11 protein-coding genes and 9 pseudogenes are annotated in these 17,309 nt (G+C 66.7%); 12 read left to right on the forward strand and 8 right to left on the reverse strand.

The genetic code is table 11. From position 1 onward, the window contains the following. Positions 1-19 precede the first annotated feature (19 nt). Together E6W36_RS14650 and aguB are read left to right on the forward strand one after the other, a co-directional pair. Positions 20-823 (forward strand): annotated as a pseudogene (locus E6W36_RS14650) (agmatine deiminase family protein). Then, a complete protein-coding gene (gene aguB, locus E6W36_RS14655) occupies positions 820-1,665 on the forward strand; it encodes an N-carbamoylputrescine amidase (protein ID WP_222873061.1) in 846 nt (281 codons plus the stop codon). Before E6W36_RS14650 ends, aguB begins: the two are co-directional and overlap by 4 nt. 1 nt (position 1,666) lies before the next feature. On the opposite strand, the pseudogene E6W36_RS14660 reads toward aguB, so the two are convergent. After that, positions 1,667-2,304, reverse strand: a pseudogene (locus E6W36_RS14660) (uracil-DNA glycosylase). A 91-nt stretch (positions 2,305-2,395) separates the two neighbouring features. Between E6W36_RS14660 and folK the strand changes: the two are divergent. The 7 genes and pseudogenes from folK to E6W36_RS14700 all read left to right on the forward strand — a co-directional run bounded on the left by folK (position 2,396) and on the right by E6W36_RS14700 (position 9,288). After that, positions 2,396-3,553: a 2-amino-4-hydroxy-6-hydroxymethyldihydropteridine diphosphokinase gene (gene folK / locus E6W36_RS19560; RefSeq protein ID WP_246048357.1), complete on the forward strand. Its 1,158-nt coding sequence runs from the start codon at positions 2,396-2,398 to the stop codon at positions 3,551-3,553. Positions 3,554-3,586: 33 nt separating this feature from the next. Beyond that, positions 3,587-4,039, forward strand: a complete 453-nt coding sequence (locus tag E6W36_RS14675) for a flavin reductase family protein (RefSeq protein ID WP_222874511.1) — start codon at positions 3,587-3,589, stop codon at positions 4,037-4,039. 89 nt (positions 4,040-4,128) lie between these two features. Next, positions 4,129-5,237, forward strand: a pseudogene (locus E6W36_RS14680) (Ppx/GppA phosphatase family protein). Further along, positions 5,234-5,941, forward strand: a complete 708-nt coding sequence (locus E6W36_RS14685) for an RlmE family RNA methyltransferase (RefSeq protein ID WP_222873063.1) — start codon at positions 5,234-5,236, stop codon at positions 5,939-5,941. The pseudogene E6W36_RS14680 and the gene E6W36_RS14685 overlap by 4 nt, the downstream one beginning before the upstream one ends. Positions 5,942-6,019: 78 nt before the next feature. After that, positions 6,020-7,523, forward strand: a pseudogene (gene guaB / locus E6W36_RS14690) (IMP dehydrogenase). A 39-nt stretch (positions 7,524-7,562) separates the two neighbouring features. Next, positions 7,563-8,678: an RsmB/NOP family class I SAM-dependent RNA methyltransferase gene (locus E6W36_RS14695; protein ID WP_222873064.1), complete on the forward strand. Its 1,116-nt coding sequence runs from the start codon at positions 7,563-7,565 to the stop codon at positions 8,676-8,678. Between the two features lie 184 nt (positions 8,679-8,862). After that, positions 8,863-9,288 carry a tetratricopeptide repeat protein gene (locus E6W36_RS14700; protein WP_222873065.1) on the forward strand — a complete coding sequence of 142 codons (426 nt, stop codon included), beginning with the start codon at positions 8,863-8,865 and terminating at the stop codon, positions 9,286-9,288. 45 nt (positions 9,289-9,333) lie between these two features. On the opposite strand, the pseudogene rsmA reads toward E6W36_RS14700, so the two are convergent. The 7 genes and pseudogenes from rsmA to E6W36_RS14730 form a co-directional block, all read right to left on the reverse strand. Beyond that, positions 9,334-10,174, reverse strand: a pseudogene (gene rsmA, locus E6W36_RS14705) (16S rRNA (adenine(1518)-N(6)/adenine(1519)-N(6))-dimethyltransferase RsmA). Beyond that, positions 10,171-11,091 (reverse strand): 4-hydroxythreonine-4-phosphate dehydrogenase PdxA, encoded by a 921-nt coding sequence (gene pdxA / locus E6W36_RS14710; protein ID WP_222873066.1) that lies wholly within the window; start codon positions 11,089-11,091, stop codon positions 10,171-10,173. The pseudogene rsmA and the gene pdxA overlap by 4 nt, the downstream one beginning before the upstream one ends. Then, positions 11,075-11,305: a hypothetical protein gene (locus E6W36_RS14715; RefSeq protein WP_222874544.1), complete on the reverse strand. Its 231-nt coding sequence runs from the start codon at positions 11,303-11,305 to the stop codon at positions 11,075-11,077. Before E6W36_RS14715 ends, pdxA begins: the two co-directional genes overlap by 17 nt. A 289-nt stretch (positions 11,306-11,594) precedes the next feature. Then, positions 11,595-11,765, reverse strand: a pseudogene (locus E6W36_RS23700) (peptidylprolyl isomerase); the annotation flags it as partial. A 194-nt stretch (positions 11,766-11,959) separates the two neighbouring features. Beyond that, a pseudogene (locus E6W36_RS23705) lies at positions 11,960-12,361 on the reverse strand (SurA N-terminal domain-containing protein); the annotation flags it as partial. A gap of 193 nt (positions 12,362-12,554) precedes the next feature. After that, positions 12,555-13,505 carry an LPS-assembly protein LptD gene (locus E6W36_RS14725; protein WP_222873068.1) on the reverse strand — a complete coding sequence of 317 codons (951 nt, stop codon included), beginning with the start codon at positions 13,503-13,505 and terminating at the stop codon, positions 12,555-12,557. Positions 13,506-13,578: 73 nt separating this feature from the next. Further along, the gene (locus tag E6W36_RS14730) at positions 13,579-14,664 is read right to left on the reverse strand and encodes an LPS-assembly protein LptD (protein ID WP_222873069.1); all 1,086 of its coding nucleotides are present in this window, start codon (positions 14,662-14,664) and stop codon (positions 13,579-13,581) included. A gap of 287 nt (positions 14,665-14,951) precedes the next feature. Here E6W36_RS14730 and E6W36_RS14735 point away from each other — a divergent pair. The 3 genes and pseudogenes from E6W36_RS14735 to ndk all read left to right on the forward strand — a co-directional run. Further along, positions 14,952-16,303: pseudogene (locus E6W36_RS14735) on the forward strand (leucyl aminopeptidase); the annotation flags it as partial. A gap of 26 nt (positions 16,304-16,329) precedes the next feature. Then, a pseudogene (locus E6W36_RS14740) lies at positions 16,330-16,751 on the forward strand (DNA polymerase III subunit chi). Between the two features lie 109 nt (positions 16,752-16,860). Continuing rightward, positions 16,861-17,283 (forward strand): nucleoside-diphosphate kinase, encoded by a 423-nt coding sequence (ndk, locus tag E6W36_RS14745; protein ID WP_222873071.1) that lies wholly within the window; start codon positions 16,861-16,863, stop codon positions 17,281-17,283. Positions 17,284-17,309 lie beyond the last annotated feature (26 nt).

The following is a 17,309-nucleotide window of genomic DNA, read 5'->3' on the forward strand; positions in this document are numbered from 1 at the left end:
CCAGAGCGCGGAACTGGCGCTGGCTGGAACAGGTGCCTTTCTATACGAGGTGCCGTTCGGCGACATCTGGCTGCGCGACACCGGGCCGGTTTTCGTGTCGGACGGCCGGGGCATCCGCGCCGCCTGCTTCCAGTTCAACGGCTGGGGCGGCAAATACGTCCTGCCGCACGACACCAACGTTGCGGAAGCGGTCTCCGTACGCAGCGATCTCGTCACCCTGCACCATGCCTGGGTGCTGGAGGGCGGCTCGGTCGACAGCGACGGCGAAGGGCGGCTGCTGACCACCGAGCAATGCCTGCTCGACCCGAACCGCAACCCCGGCCTCAGCCGGGCGCAGATCGAGCGCAACCTGCGCGACCATCTGGGGCGACCCAGGTCATCTGGCTGGGCGACGGCCTGCTGAACGATCATACCGATGGGCATATCGACAATCTGGCCCGCTTCGTGGCCGGGTGTGGTTGCCGTGCCGGAGGCTGCTGGCGCCGATGACCCGAACGCCGGGGTTTACGCCGACGCGCTGGCGCGCCTGAAGGCGCAGCGCGGTCTGGAGATCGTGACCATCCCTGCGGTCGGTCGCGTCGAGGACGAGGAAGGGCACGTCAAACCCGCATCCTACATGAACTTCTACATCGCCAACACCCGCGTCATCGTGCCGACCTACGGCACGGCGCAGGACGACAAGGCCCTGAAGGCGATCGAGGCCTGTTTCCCCAACCGCACGGTGGTCGGCCAGATGGCGCGCCACCTGCTGTCGGGCGGCGGCTCATTCCACTGCATCACCCAGAATGTGCCGGCCTGGCCGCTGGCGGGAGGCCCTGCATGACCATCACCGTCTCCGCCCTGCAACTGGCGTTCAGCAACGACATGACCGCCGACATCGCCGCGGTCGCCAGCCTGGTCGAGCAGGCGGCGGGGGCAGGGGCGCAGGTCATCCTGCCGCCCGAACTGTTTCAGGGGCATTATTTCTGCACCGACCAGCGCGAGGAGCATCAGGCGCGCGCGCATCCGGTCGAGACACATCCCGCCGTGCTGGAGATGCGCAGGCTGGCCAGGTCACTGCGGGTCTATATCCCGACCTCGTTCTACGAGCGGGACGGCCACCACTATTACAATTCGCTCGCCATGATCGACGACGCCGGTGAGATCATGGGCGTCTATCGCAAGAGCCATATCCCCGACGGGCCGGGCTATCAGGAGAAATTCTACTTCCGGCCGGGCAACACCGGCTTCAAGGTCTGGAAGACGCCGCACGGGACCCTCGGCGTCGGCATCTGCTGGGACCAATGGTACCCTGAGTGCGCCCGCGCGATGATGCTGATGGGCGCGGACATACTGTTCTATCCGACCGCGATCGGCGCCGAGCCGCATGACCCCGACCTCGACACCCGCCGGCTGTGGCGGCGCGCCATGGTCGGGCATGCGGTCTCGAACGTCGTGCCGGTCGTCGCGTCGAACCGGATCGGGACGGAAGGCAGCCAGAGCTTCTATGGCAACAGCTTCATCGCCGACCAGCGCGGCGATCTGGCGGCGGAGTTCGGCGACAGCGAGACCGGCGTGTTGACCGCGACCTTCGATCTGGACGTCATTCGCCAGCACCGCTTCGCTTTCGGCTTTTTCCGCGACCGCCGCCCGGACCTCTACGGCAGGCTGACGCAGGACATCTGAGTTACCTTCCGGACAAGGCCGCAGCAAACACTGCCTCGAACATCTCAGGCGTCAGGCGGCGAGTGTTGGTGTTGTAGCGTGAGCAATGGTAGCTGTCGATCAGGCGCAGACCATTCAGCAGCCGGTGGTCCGCCGCGTGCGCGAACGGATATTTCGGCAGCTTGCAGCCGCTGGCCTTGACCGCCGACTGATGGGCGATCTGGCCGAGCGCGATGATCGTGGTGAGCCGGGGCAGTGCGGCGATCTGGCCTTCCAGGAACGGGCGGCAGGTGCGGATTTCCTCCGGTGTCGGCTTGTTTTCCGGCGGGACGCAGCGCACGGCGTTGGCGATGAAGCAGCCTGTGAGCGTCAGGCCATCGTTGGCGCGCGCTTCGTAAGTCCCAGACGCCAGCCCGAATTTCTGCAATGTGGCGTATAGCAGGTCGCCGGCATAGTCGCCGGTGAACGGTCGGCCGGTGCGGTTCGCACCCTGCACGCCCGGTGCCAGCCCGAGGATCAGCAGCCAGGCATTCGGATCTCCAAAGCCGGGAACCGGGTTGTTGAACCACCCGGGTGGGCCGTGCGGTTGGCGGCGCGATACTCGCTCAGCCGCGGGCAGAACGGGCAGTCGACGGGCGGTTCTGAGGGCTTGTGCTGCATGGTCCGGCCGCTTACCCCATGCCTGTGACAGCCACAATGCAAACCGCTCTTTATGCCGTGGCGCTCGGCGGCAACCAGCGCCATCCGCGGCATGGGACGCCGCTTGAAACCTTGCGCCTTGCGTGCCGCACGCTCGAAAACATGCCGGGGTGCGTGTGCTGGCGGTTTCGCGGTTTTACCGTACAGCGCCGCTTGGCCCGAAGCAGGGGCCTATGTCAATGCGGCGGTACTCATCCGCTCTGACCTGCGACCGCCAGAGCTGCTGGGGCATTTGCAGGCTCTGGAGGCAGCGTTTGGCCGGGTGCGCAGGCGGCGCTGGGGACCAAGGGTGCTGGACCTCGATATTGTGGCGGCCACTGTCATCTGGCCGACAAATCGGGGCCGTCAGTCCGGCGCGCGCTGCACGTGCCGCACGCTGCGATGCACACGCGTGCTTTCGTGCTGCGGCCGCTCTGCGATATCTGGCCAGACTGGCGGCATCCCCTGTTGCATTGTACCGCCCGTCAGCTTTGCGCACGCCAGAGCCGGCGCGGCATCGTGCCGGTGGCGTGAGGGCAGCAACGGTGCGTTCCCGACACGGCGCTGGACAAGTGGCCGGTCCCGCGCGCATGAAGCGGCAAAACCTTCGGGAGCCCTTATGCACACGCTCTATTTCTCCCCGGCCAGCCCCTATGTGCGCAAGGTTTTGGTGATGGCGCACCTGCGCGATGTTGCCGACCAGATCGAGATCAAGTCAGTCGACGCGTTCAACCCGACGCCGGAATTCCTCGCGGTCAACCCTTTGGGCCGCCTGCCGGCGCTGGTGACGCAAGACGGTGCGCTGATCGCCGACAGCCGGGTGATCTGCCAGTTTGTCGATACACTCGGCAGTGCGCCGCCCCTGATCCTTCAGGATGGGCCGCGCCGCTTCCCGGACCTGACGCGCGCGGCGCTCGCTGATGGCATCCTCGATTCCGCGATACTGATCCGCCAGGAGAGCATGCGGCCGACGGAAGACGCCCGCACGGCGCACATGACCTGGCACTGGAACAAGATCGAACGGGCGCTCGACTGGTTCGAGGCGCGTCCGGACGCGTTGAACACCCTGATGAGCCAGGGTGACATCGCCATCGCCTGCGCGCTTGGCTATCTCGATTTCCGCTTCGGCGACCGCGACTGGCGCGCCACGCGCCCACAGCTTGCCGGCTGGTACGGGCGCGTATGCCGGCTGCCGGCGATGCAGGCGACGGCACCCGCTGCCCCGCAATGATGATCGCCGACCTCAGCCCCGGTCGCTGCGCGCCTGTCTGGGCCGGTTCGCGACCGGGGTTGCTGTAGTGACGACCATCGGGCGGAGCGGGCGCCGGTCGGCCTCACCATCAACAGCTTCACCTCGGTTTCGCTGGAACCACCGCTCATCCTGTTCAGCCTCGACCGCGCCACAAGCTGCCTGGCCGATTTTGAGGCGGCCGAGCATTATGCCGTCAATGTGCTGAGCGCGGACCAGCAGGCGATCTCCGACACTTTCGCCCGGGTAGATCCGGCCCTGCGCTGGCGCGACACAGCCTGGTCCGCCGGCACCGCATCCGGCGCGCCGGTGCTCGATGGCGCGATCGCCCGCTTCGAGTGCGCACGCTATGCCATCCACGATGGCGGCGACCATCGCCTGTTCCTGGCGCGGGTGACTGCTGCCGCACACGCGGAGAACGCGGTTCCGTTGCTCTATTTCAACGGTGGCTATAGATTTCTCAACTGACCGGCCAGACCATTGCCGTTGAATGGCGGAATTGTTACAGTCGCTGCAAGCGCAGGTCGATCCTGCGGAATTGCGATACAGGCGACGCCATGCCGGTACATCCCACGACACCGGACCTTGAACGGTCCGATGAACGAGAACGTGTTCAGAGGCCCAGAGCCGGCACCGATGTGCCGGTCGCCATCGAGCGGCGGGAACGCAAGCGCCCGGCTCCCGAACGCCTCTATGGGGCGATAGACCTTGGCACCAACAACTGCCGCCTTCTGATTGCGAGCCCAGGGCGGGGCGGCTTGCGCGCGGTCGACTCCTTTTCCCGGATCGTGCGGCTGGGCGAGGGCCTCAGCGCGAGTGGACGCCTGAGCGAGGCGTCGCAGGAGCGGGCGGTCGCGGCCCTGAAGCAATGCGCCAACAAGCTCGAGCGTCGCGGCGTGCACCTTGTGCGCAGCGTGGCAACGGAGGCCTGCCGCCGGGCCGAGAATACGGCTGCATTCGTCGCCCGCGTCTACGAGGAGACCGGACTGGCGCTGGACGTCATCACCCCGCAGGAAGAGGCGCGGCTGGCGGCGCTCGGCTGCGAGAGCCTGCTCGACCGGCGGGCAAGCCATGGTCTCGTGTTCGATATCGGCGGCGGCAGCACCGAGCTTGTGCTCGTGCAGTTTTGCCCGAAAAGCGGACGCCCGGCGATCGCCGCCTGGACCAGCATTCCTGGGGCGTCACCTCGTTGCACGAGACCTTTCGCAACGACCACGGTAACGACAGCGATTACGCCGCCATGCGCGAATGCGTGATGCAGGACGTCGCGCGCTTCGCCGAGAGTTGCCGCGCGCTGGGTATTGTCGCGCTGGAGGACGTGCAGTTGCTCGGCACGTCCGGCACCGTGACGACGCTGGCGAGCGTGCACCTCGGCCTTCAGCAATACGACCGCCGTCAGGTCGATGGCTGCATCGTCCCGAGCGCCGCGATGCGCGAGATCACCGCCAGCCTGTCGACGCTTACCGTCGCCGAGCGGGCTGGCTGGGCCTGTATCGGCCCCGATCGCGCCGATCTGGTGCTGGCCGGCTGCGCCATCCTCGACGCTGTGCTGGCAGTATGGCCTTGCAAGCGGCTGCGGGTGGCGGACCGCGGCATCCGGGAGGGTATCCTGCGCCTGTTGATGCGCCACGACTCGGCCATGCTTGCCGCCGAGCAAGAGGCATGACGACAGCGGGAAGCGGCGGCCGGTCGCTGCGTGGCAAACAACGCCTGAAGACGGCCCGCGGCCGTACGGCGCAGTCGCAACGCTGGCTGGAACGGCAACTGAACGACCCCTATGTGCGCGCTGCCAAGGCAGACGGCTATCGCTCGCGCGCGGCCTACAAGCTGCTGGAGCTGAACGAGCGCTTCGGTTTTCTCAACGGGGTCCGGCGCGTGCTCGACCTCGGCGCGGCGCCCGGCGGCTGGTGCCAGGTGGTGGCGAAGAAGAAGCGCGAGGCGCGGATCGTCGCCATCGATCTGCTACCGATTGAACCCCTGCCGCGGGTGACGATCTTCCAGGACGATGTACGTGCGCCGGGCATGGCAGACCGGCTGCGCGAGGCGCTCGATGGGCCGGCGGACCTTGTGCTGTCCGACATGGCGGCGAACACCGTTGGCCACAAGCAGACCGACCATCTGCGAACCATGGGGCTGGTGGAGCTGGCGCTCGACATGGCCGAGGATATGCTGGACGAAGGCGGGGCGTTCGTCGCCAAGGTGCTGGCCGGCGGCGCGGACGCCGCGCTGATGGCGCGGCTCAAGCAGCGCTTCCGCTCGGTCAAGCACGCCAAGCCGCCAGCCAGCCGCAAGGAGTCCTCCGAATGGTATGTCGTCGCCCAGGGCTTCCGGGCGGAGGTGGAAGAAACATCCCAAGCTATTGCGATTTAGCCCTTGCGCTTGAGGCCATGATCTTTATCTCCGCTTCCACGCCAGCGATCCGGCGCGGCGCAGCGTAATGAGAGTGCAATGGAGCTACCCCTCGGCCTGACCTTTGACGACGTGCTGCTGGTGCCGGCCGAGTCCAATGTGCTGCCGAGCCAGGCCGATACCGCCACGCGGCTCACCGCTGAAATCACGCTGAACATTCCGGTTCTGTCTTCCGCGATGGATACCGTCACCGAGGCCGACATGGCGATCGTCATGGCGCAGTCCGGCGGCATCGGCGTGCTTCATCGCAACATGACCAATGAGGAACAGGCGCAGATGGTGCGCCAGGTGAAGCGTTACGAATCCGGCATGGTCGTCAACCCCGTGACCATGACCGCGGATCAGACGCTGGCCGAGGCATGGGACCTTATGCGTCGCCATCGTATCTCCGGGATACCGGTGGTCGAGCCGTCTGCACCGGGCACCCCGGCAAGCTGATCGGCATTCTCACCAATCGCGACGTGCGCTTTGCGGAAAATCCCGAGCAGCCGGTGCGCGAGTTGATGACCCGCGACAACCTTGCCGTGGTGAAGCCGGGCGTGAGCCAGGACGAAGCGCGGCGCCTGCTGCACCAGCGCCGCATCGAGAAGCTGCTGGTGGTCGACGACGACTATCGCTGCGTCGGCCTGATCACGGTGAAGGATATCGAAAAGGCCGTCACCTACCCGAATGCGACCAAGGATGCCGCCGGTCGGCTGCGCGTCGCTGCCGCGACGACTGTTGGCGACAGCGGGTTCGAGCGTTTCGAGGCGCTGCTGGATGCCGAATGCGACCTGATCGTGGTCGACACCGCCCATGGCCACTCGGCGCGGGTGAGCGAGGTGGTCAAGCGCATCAAACAGGCCTCGAACGCCGTGCAGGTCCTGGCCGGCAACGTGGCGACGGGCGAGGCGGCGCAGGCGCTGATCGACGCCGGAGCCGACGGCATCAAAGTCGGTATCGGGCCGGGGTCTATCTGCACGACCCGTATCGTGGCAGGCGTCGGCGTTCCGCAACTGACCGCGATCATGGATGTGGCGTCAGTGGCCCGCAAAGCCGGCATCCCGATCATTGCGGATGGCGGCATGCGCTCGTCCGGCGACGTCGCAAAGGCGCTTGCCGCCGGCGCCAATGCCGTGATGGTTGGCTCGATGCTGGCAGGGACCGAAGAGACACCCGGCGAGACGTTCCTGTTCCAGGGGCGTACATACAAGGCTTATCGCGGTATGGGCTCGCTGGGGGCGATGGCGCGCGGCTCGGCCGATCGCTATTTCCAGCAGGACATCAAGGATCAGATGAAACTCGTGCCGGAAGGCATCGAGGGCCAGGTGCCCTACAAGGGCCCAGCGCGCGATGTGCTGCACCAGCTGGTTGGCGGCGTAAAGGCGGCCATGGGCTATCTGAAGCCGCCAGTATTGCTGACCTGCAGGCGCGCGCGCGCTTCGTGCGCATTACCAACGCCGGTCTGCGCGAGAGCCATGTCCACGACGTCACCATTACGCGCGAAGCCCCGAACTACCCCACTAGATTATACAGAATAGTTTTTATCATTATATTTCAATGATATAACTGGTGTTGTAGCCAGTTAGCCTGGATAAGATGCATGACGCCTGCCGCCCGGACCCAGGCCGTAATCGATCTCCTCGGCGACGCCTTTCAGGCGGCTGAGCAACAGGGCCTGCCTGCGGACATGCTGGCGAGCCGTTATTTCGCGCAGCGCCGTTACGCCGGCAAACGCGACCGGCAGGCAATCCGGGATCTGTTGTTTGATGTCCTGCGTCGTCTGCCTTACAGCGCCGCCTATTATCCGCCGCGTGTGGCGATGCTGGCCTATGCGCGCAGCCAGACGCCGGATCTTGAAGCGCATTTCGGCTCGGACGGCTATGCGCCAGCCGCACTGCAGGATGAAGAATGCCGGGATGCCGTGCGACTGCTGGCGGAGCCGCTCGATCCGCCCGGCATCAGCGATGCCTGGATCAGACGCTGGAACCACGACGCCGCGCAGGAGCGTATGGCGCTGACGGGTCGCGCAGCGCTGTGCCTGCGGGTGAACATCGCGCGCACGACCCGGGACGGTGCCATGGCGCGCCTGGCGGCGGAAGGCCTGGCGGCTGAGCCGTCCCTGCTGTCGCCGTTCGGCCTGCGCTTGCCGGCGGGCGCGCGCATCGAGTCGACGCAGGCGTTCGCGGACGGCCTGATCGACGTTCAGGATGAGGCCAGCCAGATCTTCTGTCGTGCTGCCGGCGCGGAGCCGGGTATGACGGTTGTCGATCTCTGCGCCGGTGCGGGCGGCAAGAGCCTTGGGCTTGCCATGCTGATGGCCGGCCATGGGCGGCTGATCGCCTGTGACCCCGCCGCCGAGCGCCTTGAGCGCCTGCGGCCGCGTGCAGTACGCGAAGGGGCTGATTGCATCGAGCGACGGGTTATACCGGCGGACGCTGACCAACAGGTCGCAGCGCTCGCTGATGTGGCGGGGCAGGCCGATATCGTCGTCGTCGATGCGCCGTGCACCGGCACCGGCACCTGGCGGCGCAACCCTGAAGCGCGTTGGCGGGTTCATGCCGGCGACATTATCCGGGCCGCGGATACGCAGGCCGCGCTGATCGGGGCGGCGGCGCGGATCGTGCGGCCGGGCGGACGGATTCTTTACGGTGTTTGTTCCTGCTGCCGCAGGGCGAAGACGTCGTCACGCGCATTGCGCAGCAGGTGGCGGGCATAAAACCAGTCATGCTGGAACCGGCAAGGCTGAGCCTGCCGGAGCGCGCGCGCAGCACCTTGTCGGCGGACTGCCTCTGCCTGACGCCGAACCGCCTTGGGTGCGACGGCTTTTCATCGCGGCTTTCGACAGGCTTTGTTAGTCTTGCGCGATCAGAGTCGCGCAGAATCAGCATCGGGATTGACCTATGTTCACGCCATCACGCCTTTTCCTCGCCGCTGCGCTCATCGCCCTGCCGGGCCTTGCGCAGGCCAGCGCCAGTGCGATCAACGCCGACTCGCAGCGCCTGACCCTGGATGCCAACGCGCAGCTGAGTGCCCGGCAGTCCGTCGCCGCCGCCGATCTCTATGAGGCGGCGCTGGCGGCCGATCCGAAAAACGTCGCCGCTTACATCGGGTTGGGCCGGGTCTACGAGTCGCTTGGGTTGCCCGGCAAGGCGCTGAGCTATTACCGCGAAGCGCTGGAGGTCGAGCCGAACAACCTCGACGCACTGGAGGCGCAGGCGGCCGGGCTGATCGGCAAAGGCAAGCTCCCGCAAGCGCAGCTGAATCTGGATCGCATCCGCAAGGTCTGCAAAAGCGATTGCGCAGCAGCACGGCGCGTCTCCTGCTGATCGCCTCCGCGCGCGAGAAGGGCGCGGCAGTGACATCGAAGACGGTCAGGCGCTGATCGCCTCGGCCGCGCGCGCGAGGTCGACGAATTCCGCGATACTCAGGGTTTCCGCACGGCGCGCACCGTCGATGCCGGCTTTATCCAGCAGGGCGTCAGCGTCAGGCGCGAAGCGTTTCAGGGAACTGCGCAGCATTTTGCGGCGCTGGCCGAACGCCGCCTCGGTGAGGCGTTCAAGTGTCGCGACCCGGATATCGCCCAGCGGCGGCGCAGGGCGGATGTGCACGACGGCGGAGGTGACCTTGGGCGGCGGCACGAAGGCCTGGCGCGGCACCGTCAGCGCAATCCGCGCCTGCGCGCGCCATTGCGCCAGAACGGCAAGCCGGCCGTAAGCCTCAGTATCCGGCGCAGCCACAATCCGGTCCGCGACTTCCTTCTGGAACATGAGCGTCAGGCTCGCCCACCAGGGCGGCCAGGGTCGGCGGTCAGCCAGCCGACCAGCAGGGGTGTTGCGATATTGTAGGGCAGGTTGGCGATGATATGCGTTGGCGTCCCGGCAAAGGCGGTGCGGGCATCGAACGCCAGGGCATCGCCCTCGACCAGCGTAAGCCGGCCGTCTGCCGCCTCGACCAGACTGCCCAGTGCTGCGTGGCAGCGCGGGTCCGTCTCGACTGCGATCACGCGCGCGGCACCCGCGTCCAGGATCGCCCGTGTAAGACCGCCCGGCCTGGCCCGACCTCGAACACGTTCGCACCCACGAGCGGCCCGGCCGCCCCGACGATGCGGCGCAGCAAATTCTGGTCGAGGATGAAGTTCTGACCGAGTGCCTTGCGCGCCCAGAGTCCATGCGCCTCGATGACGGCGCGCAGGGGCGGCAGGTCCAGGCTCACGCGCGCCGCTCCGCGCACGCGACCGCCAGGCGAACGGCGGCGAGCATGGCGTCCGGCCGGGCGAGGCCACGCCCGGCGATGTCGAACGCCGTGCCATGATCCGGGCTGGTGCGGACATAGGGCAGGCCGAGCGTCATATTGACGCCTTGGTCGAAATCCAGGGTTTTGATCGGGATCAGCGCCTGATCGTGGTACATGCAGACTGCGGCGTCATAGCGGCTGCGCGCGGCTGCGTGAAACAGGGTATCCGCGCTCATGGGGCCGAGCAGCGTCATGCCTTCCGCCCGCAGGGTCTCCAGCACCGGCGCGATCACGCTCTGCTCTTCCTGGCCCAGCGCGCCGCCTTCGCCGGCGTGCGGATTAAGACCCGCGACGGCGATCCGCGGCGCCGCGATCCCGAAGTCGCGGATCAGGCCAGCGTGCGTGACCCGCAGGCGCTGGGCAAGCAGAGCCGGCGTCAAATGCCGGGAGACCTCACACAGAGGCACATGAATGGTGACCGGCACCGTGCGCAAGGACGGGCCGGCGAGCATCATGGCGAAATCCGCAACGCCGGCACGGTGCGCGAGGTACTCGGTCTGGCCCGGCCACCTGAACCCGAGCGGATAGAGGCCCGCCTTCGAGACTGGCGCCGTCACGAGCGCATCCAGCGCACCCTCGGTTGCGAGCTGCGTTGCGCGTTCCAGGCAATCGTAGGCGATGCGGGCGCTGACTGCGCTTGGCTCGCCCGGTGTCACCGGCCCGCGTTCAGGCGTCGCAAGCCAGGGCGTACCCGCCGGGAAGCGCGTCCGGTAGGATTCAGGCCCGATAATGGCGACTAGGTGATGCTGCGCGGCCGCTGCCAGGATTTCCGGGCCGACGCCTGCGGTATCGCCAAGTGTGGCGATGATGCGCGGCTTGTCAGCGATAGTCGACAATGGCGTCACGCCGCAGGTCGCGCAGGTAGCGACGCGCCATCAGCGATACACGCTCCTCGTTCATCTGGGCATAGATTTGCTCGAAGGACGGCCCTTTGTTTTCCGGCTCGTCGCGTCCGCACAGCACCAGCACCCGCGCATCCTTCTGCGTGCCGAACACCGGGGTCGCCTGGCCGATCTGAAGCTGCGCCAGCAGGCTGCAGCCCTTCGGCAAACTGGCCGAGCGGCTGCGGGTCGATATTGGTGACATCTCCCCAGTTCCGTCGCCACAGCTTCGGCGCGGCCGCAGCCGCCGAAACTGCGCGTCGCCTGGTGGATGCGCTCGACCGCTGCGCGCCGGTCTGCCTCGGAGAGGGATCGCTGACGGGGACGGCGATCTGCTTTGCCGTGATGACGGCGGCCTTGGGGTCCGCACCCAGAACTTCGCGCTGATCGACCTTGGCCAGAACAGTGATGCCGCCGGGGATTTCCACGGGATCGCTGATCTGCCCCTTGGGCAGGGCCTCGGCTACGGGGCGCAGGACGGCGCTGAGCTGATTGTCCATGACCCAGCCCATGTCGCCGCCGACGGCGGCCGTCGAGGCTTCCGAATACTGCCGGGCATAGGCAACGAAGGAAGCGCCGCTGCGGACCTGCTCGACGATGCGCGCCGCGGTTGCGCGGGCGCGCTCCATCTGCTCGGGGAGGCGGAGATGAAGATCTCGCCCAGCCGGTATTCCTGCTGTCCCTTGGCGGCGACCATACGATCCATGGCGGCGTGCACTTCGTCGTCACCGACGTTGACGAACGGCTCGACGCGCCGCCGCAGCAACTGGCTCCAGGCGACCTCTGCGCGAATCTGGTCGCGCAGGCTCTGGGCCGATGTGCCAATATCCTTGAGGTAGCGGGCGAACGCATCGGGCGACCGGCCGAAGTTCTTGGCAACGCGTGCAAACGCGCCCTCGACCTGGCCTTCCTCGACGTTGATCTCCTGCTCTTTTGCCTCGGCGACCTGCAGCTTTTCGTCGATCAGGTTGCGCAGGACCTGAATACGCAGCTGTTCGCGCTCCTGCTGACCGATGCGGCCACCGGAGGCGGCGACCGCCAGAGCCAGGCGCTGGTCGATGTCGAGGTCGGTGATGACGGCACCGTTGACGATGGCCGTCGCCTTGCGGACCTGGGGATCCGCCTTCGTCAGCACGAAAGTCCGGAATGTTGAGACCGGCCGGGTTGGCGGACTGCGCGACGGCGAGGGTAGGGGCGAGCAACGCGACGATGGCGGCAGCCGCATGCGCGCGGCGAAACAATTTGTTCATCATGCGTCACAGATACCCGAGAGCCGGGCATCGTTTCAACTGCCAAGCGCGCCGCGCACCGCGATCCGCCGCGTTATTGGCGCCGCCAGCCGCCGACGGTCTTGAACGCCAGGCGGATGAGCACCGTCGTGCCGCGCTGGAAGTCGCGGTCCTGGGTGAAATTGCGCTTCACGCCGACCGAGAAGGCGAAGCATTCGTCTTCGTAGGATACGCCGCCGCTCTGGCGATCGGGGCGAACCCGTCCTGGCGCGGAATGGTCGGTGCGTCGGAACGGGTGACGTCGATAATGCTGCTGGCGAACATGGACCAGTATTTCGCGACCTGTACGCGGGTGGACAGACGCAGCTCCGCACGGTCTTCCAGCTCATTGTTGAGCACATCGCGATTGAGCTTGCTGTAGCCGATGGTGCCGAACGTGCGCGCAGTGCCGACCCGCAGGTCGATTTCGTTGCGCCGGACGGCCAGGCTGTCGCGGTCGAGCCGGTAGCGGTGGATCAGGTCGACCCAGTCCCGGTAGCGCAGCGAGGTCCGGCCGACGATGTCGGAGCGGCCTTCAGCAAGCCCGGTGCCGGCAATGAACGGCGAGTCGCCGTAGAGGCGATAGCTTTGGCCGGCCTCCGTGCGGATTTGCCAGTTTTTCTGGTCAAGGGACCAGCGCAGACCGTAAGTGACGCGGCCACCGCCCTCGATCCGGTCCAGCCCCGGCGCACGGTCGATTTCGAACAGGCTGGCGCTGTCCAGATCGAAGGCGCGGCTGTCCTCGTTCGGGAACGGCGAATTGTTGGTGTTCGGGGCAACCACGATCTGGGCGATGGGCTCGAAAGTCTGCACGCCGCCAAGCGCCGGGCCAGCAAGCGGCAGCGATAGCGTCGTCGCAAGCGTGGGCAGAACCCGGCCATGCCAGCCGCTCTCGCCGGCATCTTCCGGTCGCACGCTCAGCCGGTCGCTGCTCGTATTGTGATAGATGTCCGCGCGGCCGAGCGCGGTCGTGGTCAGAACCTGGCCCCAGTCGCCGAACCGTGTCTGCCGCCACTGCACGCTCAGGGAACCGCGGTTGGTGTCCCCGCCGTCCGATCGGTAGATCGAGAGGGTGTTGGCCCGCAGGCTGATCTGCCCCACTGGGCATCAGGCGTGCTCGCCCAGCGGTAATCAAGCTGGGGCAGCACGAAGGGGATGAGTCCCTGCTGATCAGTCAGGCGCAGGCCCTGAAACCCCAGAGGTTTGCTGCGAAATAGCTGCGGTCGCCAAAATATTCGAGGCGGTAGTTGCTGCGCAGCGTATCGTCCTCGTTGATATTGTACCGGCGCAGGAACGTGTCGTCCGTCGAGACGCTGCCGCTGACCGTGGAGCGCCAGCGCGGCGAATGCTGCAACAGGGCACCATAATAGACATAGCCGCGCAGTTCGCTGCCGCCGCTGCGGTCGCCCAGAATGTCGCGCCGCGCGGTGTAGGTTCCCGCCCCACCCAAGGTCAGCACGCCGGTTGAGACCTGTTCGCGATATTCCAGGCCAAGCACCGGTGCGACGGCGGAGTAGAAGGTCGGAGTGATGGTCAGGTCGCGCTGGGGCGACAGCACGACGAAAATCGGCAGGTCGAAGCCAACGCCCAGTTCCGCGTCCGTATAGAAGTTCGGGCCGAGCAGGCCGCTGGCGCGCTTCACATCCGGTGCCGGCGTCGAGAGCCCGGGCGTGAACAGCACCGGCACGCCCAGCATCTCAAGCCGTGCGCCCTCGTAATAAAACCGTTTGCGGTTTTCATCGTAGGTGACGCGCCGCGCCTTGATGCGCCAGACCGGGGCACGCTCGCCGGCCCCGTCAACACAGACGGCGCACGGCGAATAGACCACGCGCTCGAACCGATTGATCGGTTCCGCGCGCAGGCCGCTGGCAGCCGCCAGACGCGCGCCCTCGTCAAGCATCAGCAGCAGGTTGTAGACGACGCCGTCCTTGAGCGTATCGGTCAGTTCGGCGCGCTCGGCCCGCGCCAGGTTGCCTTGCGGGTCCCACATGCGGACGTTGCCGCGCGCTTCCACGCTGCCGCTGGTGCGATTGTAGACGACTTCGTCCGCCTGCAGGCGATAACCGTTGCGCTGTGCAATCACATTGCCGCGCGCCGTCACGATCTCGCTGGTGTCGTTATACTCCAGGCTGTCCGCCTCGAAACCGATCGGCGGATTGTCCGGCGCTTGCTGCGCCTGCGCCTGTGCGGTGCCGAGCGCGAGCGCGATTGCCGTAGTCGTCCAGAAGCGCCGCAAACCCGAAATCTCCCGCCTGTGCATGGTCGCTTTTTGCTTCTAGGCACGCAACCTTGCTGCTGGCAATCGGCAACCGGGTGTTGCGGGCGCGACGGCCGATGCTATGCTCGCACATCGTGCGCTGTTGCGCGCTCTTCTCACCGCCGCGACCACCTGCGGCTAGTCACGATAGGGTTTCATGCTCACGTTCCGCTATTCTGCCCCCGTTGCCGTCGAGTCCGGCGCTCTTGCCCTGCTATGCGCTGCGGATGGCCGCATTCTCGCCGAGGGCTTGCCGGCGACCCTGGCCGAAGCCGCCGCGCGCGCGCAACGCCAGCCGTTTCCGTGGCGAGACCGCCGAGATGCTTGAGCTGCTGGCGCCTGCGTTCGGCGACGTGAGCCGGGTGCTGCTGGTCGGTGTCGGCGATGCCGCAAAGATCGACGCCGGGGTCTGCGAGCGGATCGGCGGCGCGCTGGCCGCCCGCCTGAATGCGTCCGGCGAGAACACCCTGACCATCGTTGGGCCACCGGGCGCGGACGATGCCGCCGGCAAGCTCGCCGCCAGCATCGCCTTCGGCTATCGCCTGCGCGGCTATCGGTTCGATCGTTATCGGACCCGGGAACCAGCGGCCAAGAAGCCGTCCATCGACACCGTGACGATCCAGACCCGTGTGCCGGCCGCCGCCGAGGCCGAGCACCAGCGCCTTGCAGCGCTTGCGGATGGTGTGGCCTTCGCGCGCGATCTGGTCTCCGAACCCGCGAACATCCTCTACCCGGAAAGCTTCGTCGAGCGTTGCATGCCGTTGGCGGATCTCGGCGTGCGGCTGGAGATTCTCGATGAAAGCCGGCTGCACGACCTCGGCTTCGGCGCGTTGCTTGGCGTGGCGCAAGGGTCGGCGCGGCCGGCCCGTGTGCTGATCATGGAATGGGATGGCCTCGGCCAGCCGGAGGCGACTCCTGGTGCTCATCGGCAAGGGGTGACGTTCGACACCGGCGGCATCTCGATCAAGCCGGCCGCCGGCATGGAACAGATGAAGTGGGACATGGGCGGCGCCGGCGCGGTGGCCGGCACGATGCGTGCCCTGGCCGGGCGCAAGGCGAAAGCGCGGGTCATCGGCCTGTGCGGCCTGGTCGAGAACATGCCCTCGGGCACCGCGCAGCGCCCGGCGACGTGGTCACCAGCCTGTCCGGCCAGACAGTCGAGGTGATCAACACCGATGCGGAAGGCCGTCTGGTGCTGTGCGACGTGATGACCTACGCGCAGGATCGTTTCAAACCGTCGGTCATGCTCGATCTTGCAACCCTCACCGGGGCGATGATCATCTCGCTCGGTCACGAATTCGCCGGCCTGTTCGCCAACGACGACGACCTGGCGCGCGATCTCGTGACCGCCGGGTTCGCGACCGGCGACAAGCTGTGGCGCTTCCCGCTTGGCGAGGCCTATGACAAGCTGATCGCCTCGCAGATCGCCGACATGAAGAACGTCGGCCCGCGCGAGGCCGGGTCGATCACCGCGGCGCAATATCTGAAGCGCTTCGTGAAGGACGGCGTGAAGTGGGCGCACCTCGACATCGCCGGCATGGTCTGGGCGGAGAAGGACGGCGCGCTGTGGGAGAAGGGCGCGACCGGCTACGGCGTGCGGCTGCTGGATCGCTACGTCGCTGACCAGTTCGAAGCGCGGTGACCCTCGACATCGGTTTCTATCATGTGATGCGGCAGCCGCTTGAGCAGGCGGTGGCGCAGATTCTCGAGCGCGCCTACAGCCGTGGCCAGCGCACGGCGGTTCTGGTCGCCGACGAGGGCCGGATGCAGGCGCTGGATGCCGCGCTCTGGACCTATGACGATGCCAGCTTCCTGCCGCATGCGACCAGCCGCAACCAGCAAGCGGACCTGCAACCGATCCTGATCGGCACGCAGGGCCTTGGGCGAACGCGCCCGAAGTGCTGCTGGCGGTTGCGACACCCTTGCCGGACGAACTCACGGCGTTCGAACGGGTGGCTTATGTGTTCGATGGACGCGAGGACGCCCAGCTCCAGGCGGCGCGCCAGGCCTGGAGCGCCCTGAAGGCAAGCGGCCTGGCCCGCAGCTATTACCAGCAGCGGGAGGCCGGCGGCTGGGAGAAGAAAGCCTGAGAGCCCCGCTTTCCTGGACTGCCCGTTGCGTTTTGCCGGCAAGGCCGATAGGAAGCCGCCGGATTGTGGCGTCGGCATACCGCCTTGCGCCGAATACAGGGATTTTATCATGGCCATCGAGCGCACCTTTTCGATCATCAAGCCGGACGCCACCCGCCGCAACCTGACCGGCAAGATCAACGCCAAGCTGGAAGACGCGGGCCTGCGCATCGTGGCGCAAAAGCGCATCCACATGACCCGCGCGCAGGCGGAGAGCTTCTACGGCGTGCACCGCGAGCGCCCGTTCTTCAATGACCTGGTGACCTTCATGATCTCCGGCCCGGTCGTGGTGCAGGTTCTGGAAGGCGAGAACGCCGTGGCCCGCAACCGCGAAGTGATGGGCGCCACCAACCCGGCCAACGCCGACGCCGGCACCATCCGCAAGGAATTCGCCGAGAGCATCGAGGCCAATTCGGTCCATGGCTCCGACAGCCTTGAGAATGCAGCGATCGAAATCGCCTATTTCTTCGCCGGCACCGAAATCGTCGGTTGATCCTGCGGTCGTCCCCTGGTGATACG

It is taken from the genome of Hankyongella ginsenosidimutans (assembly GCF_005144965.1).
Lineage (GTDB): Bacteria > Pseudomonadota > Alphaproteobacteria > Sphingomonadales > Sphingomonadaceae > Hankyongella > Hankyongella ginsenosidimutans.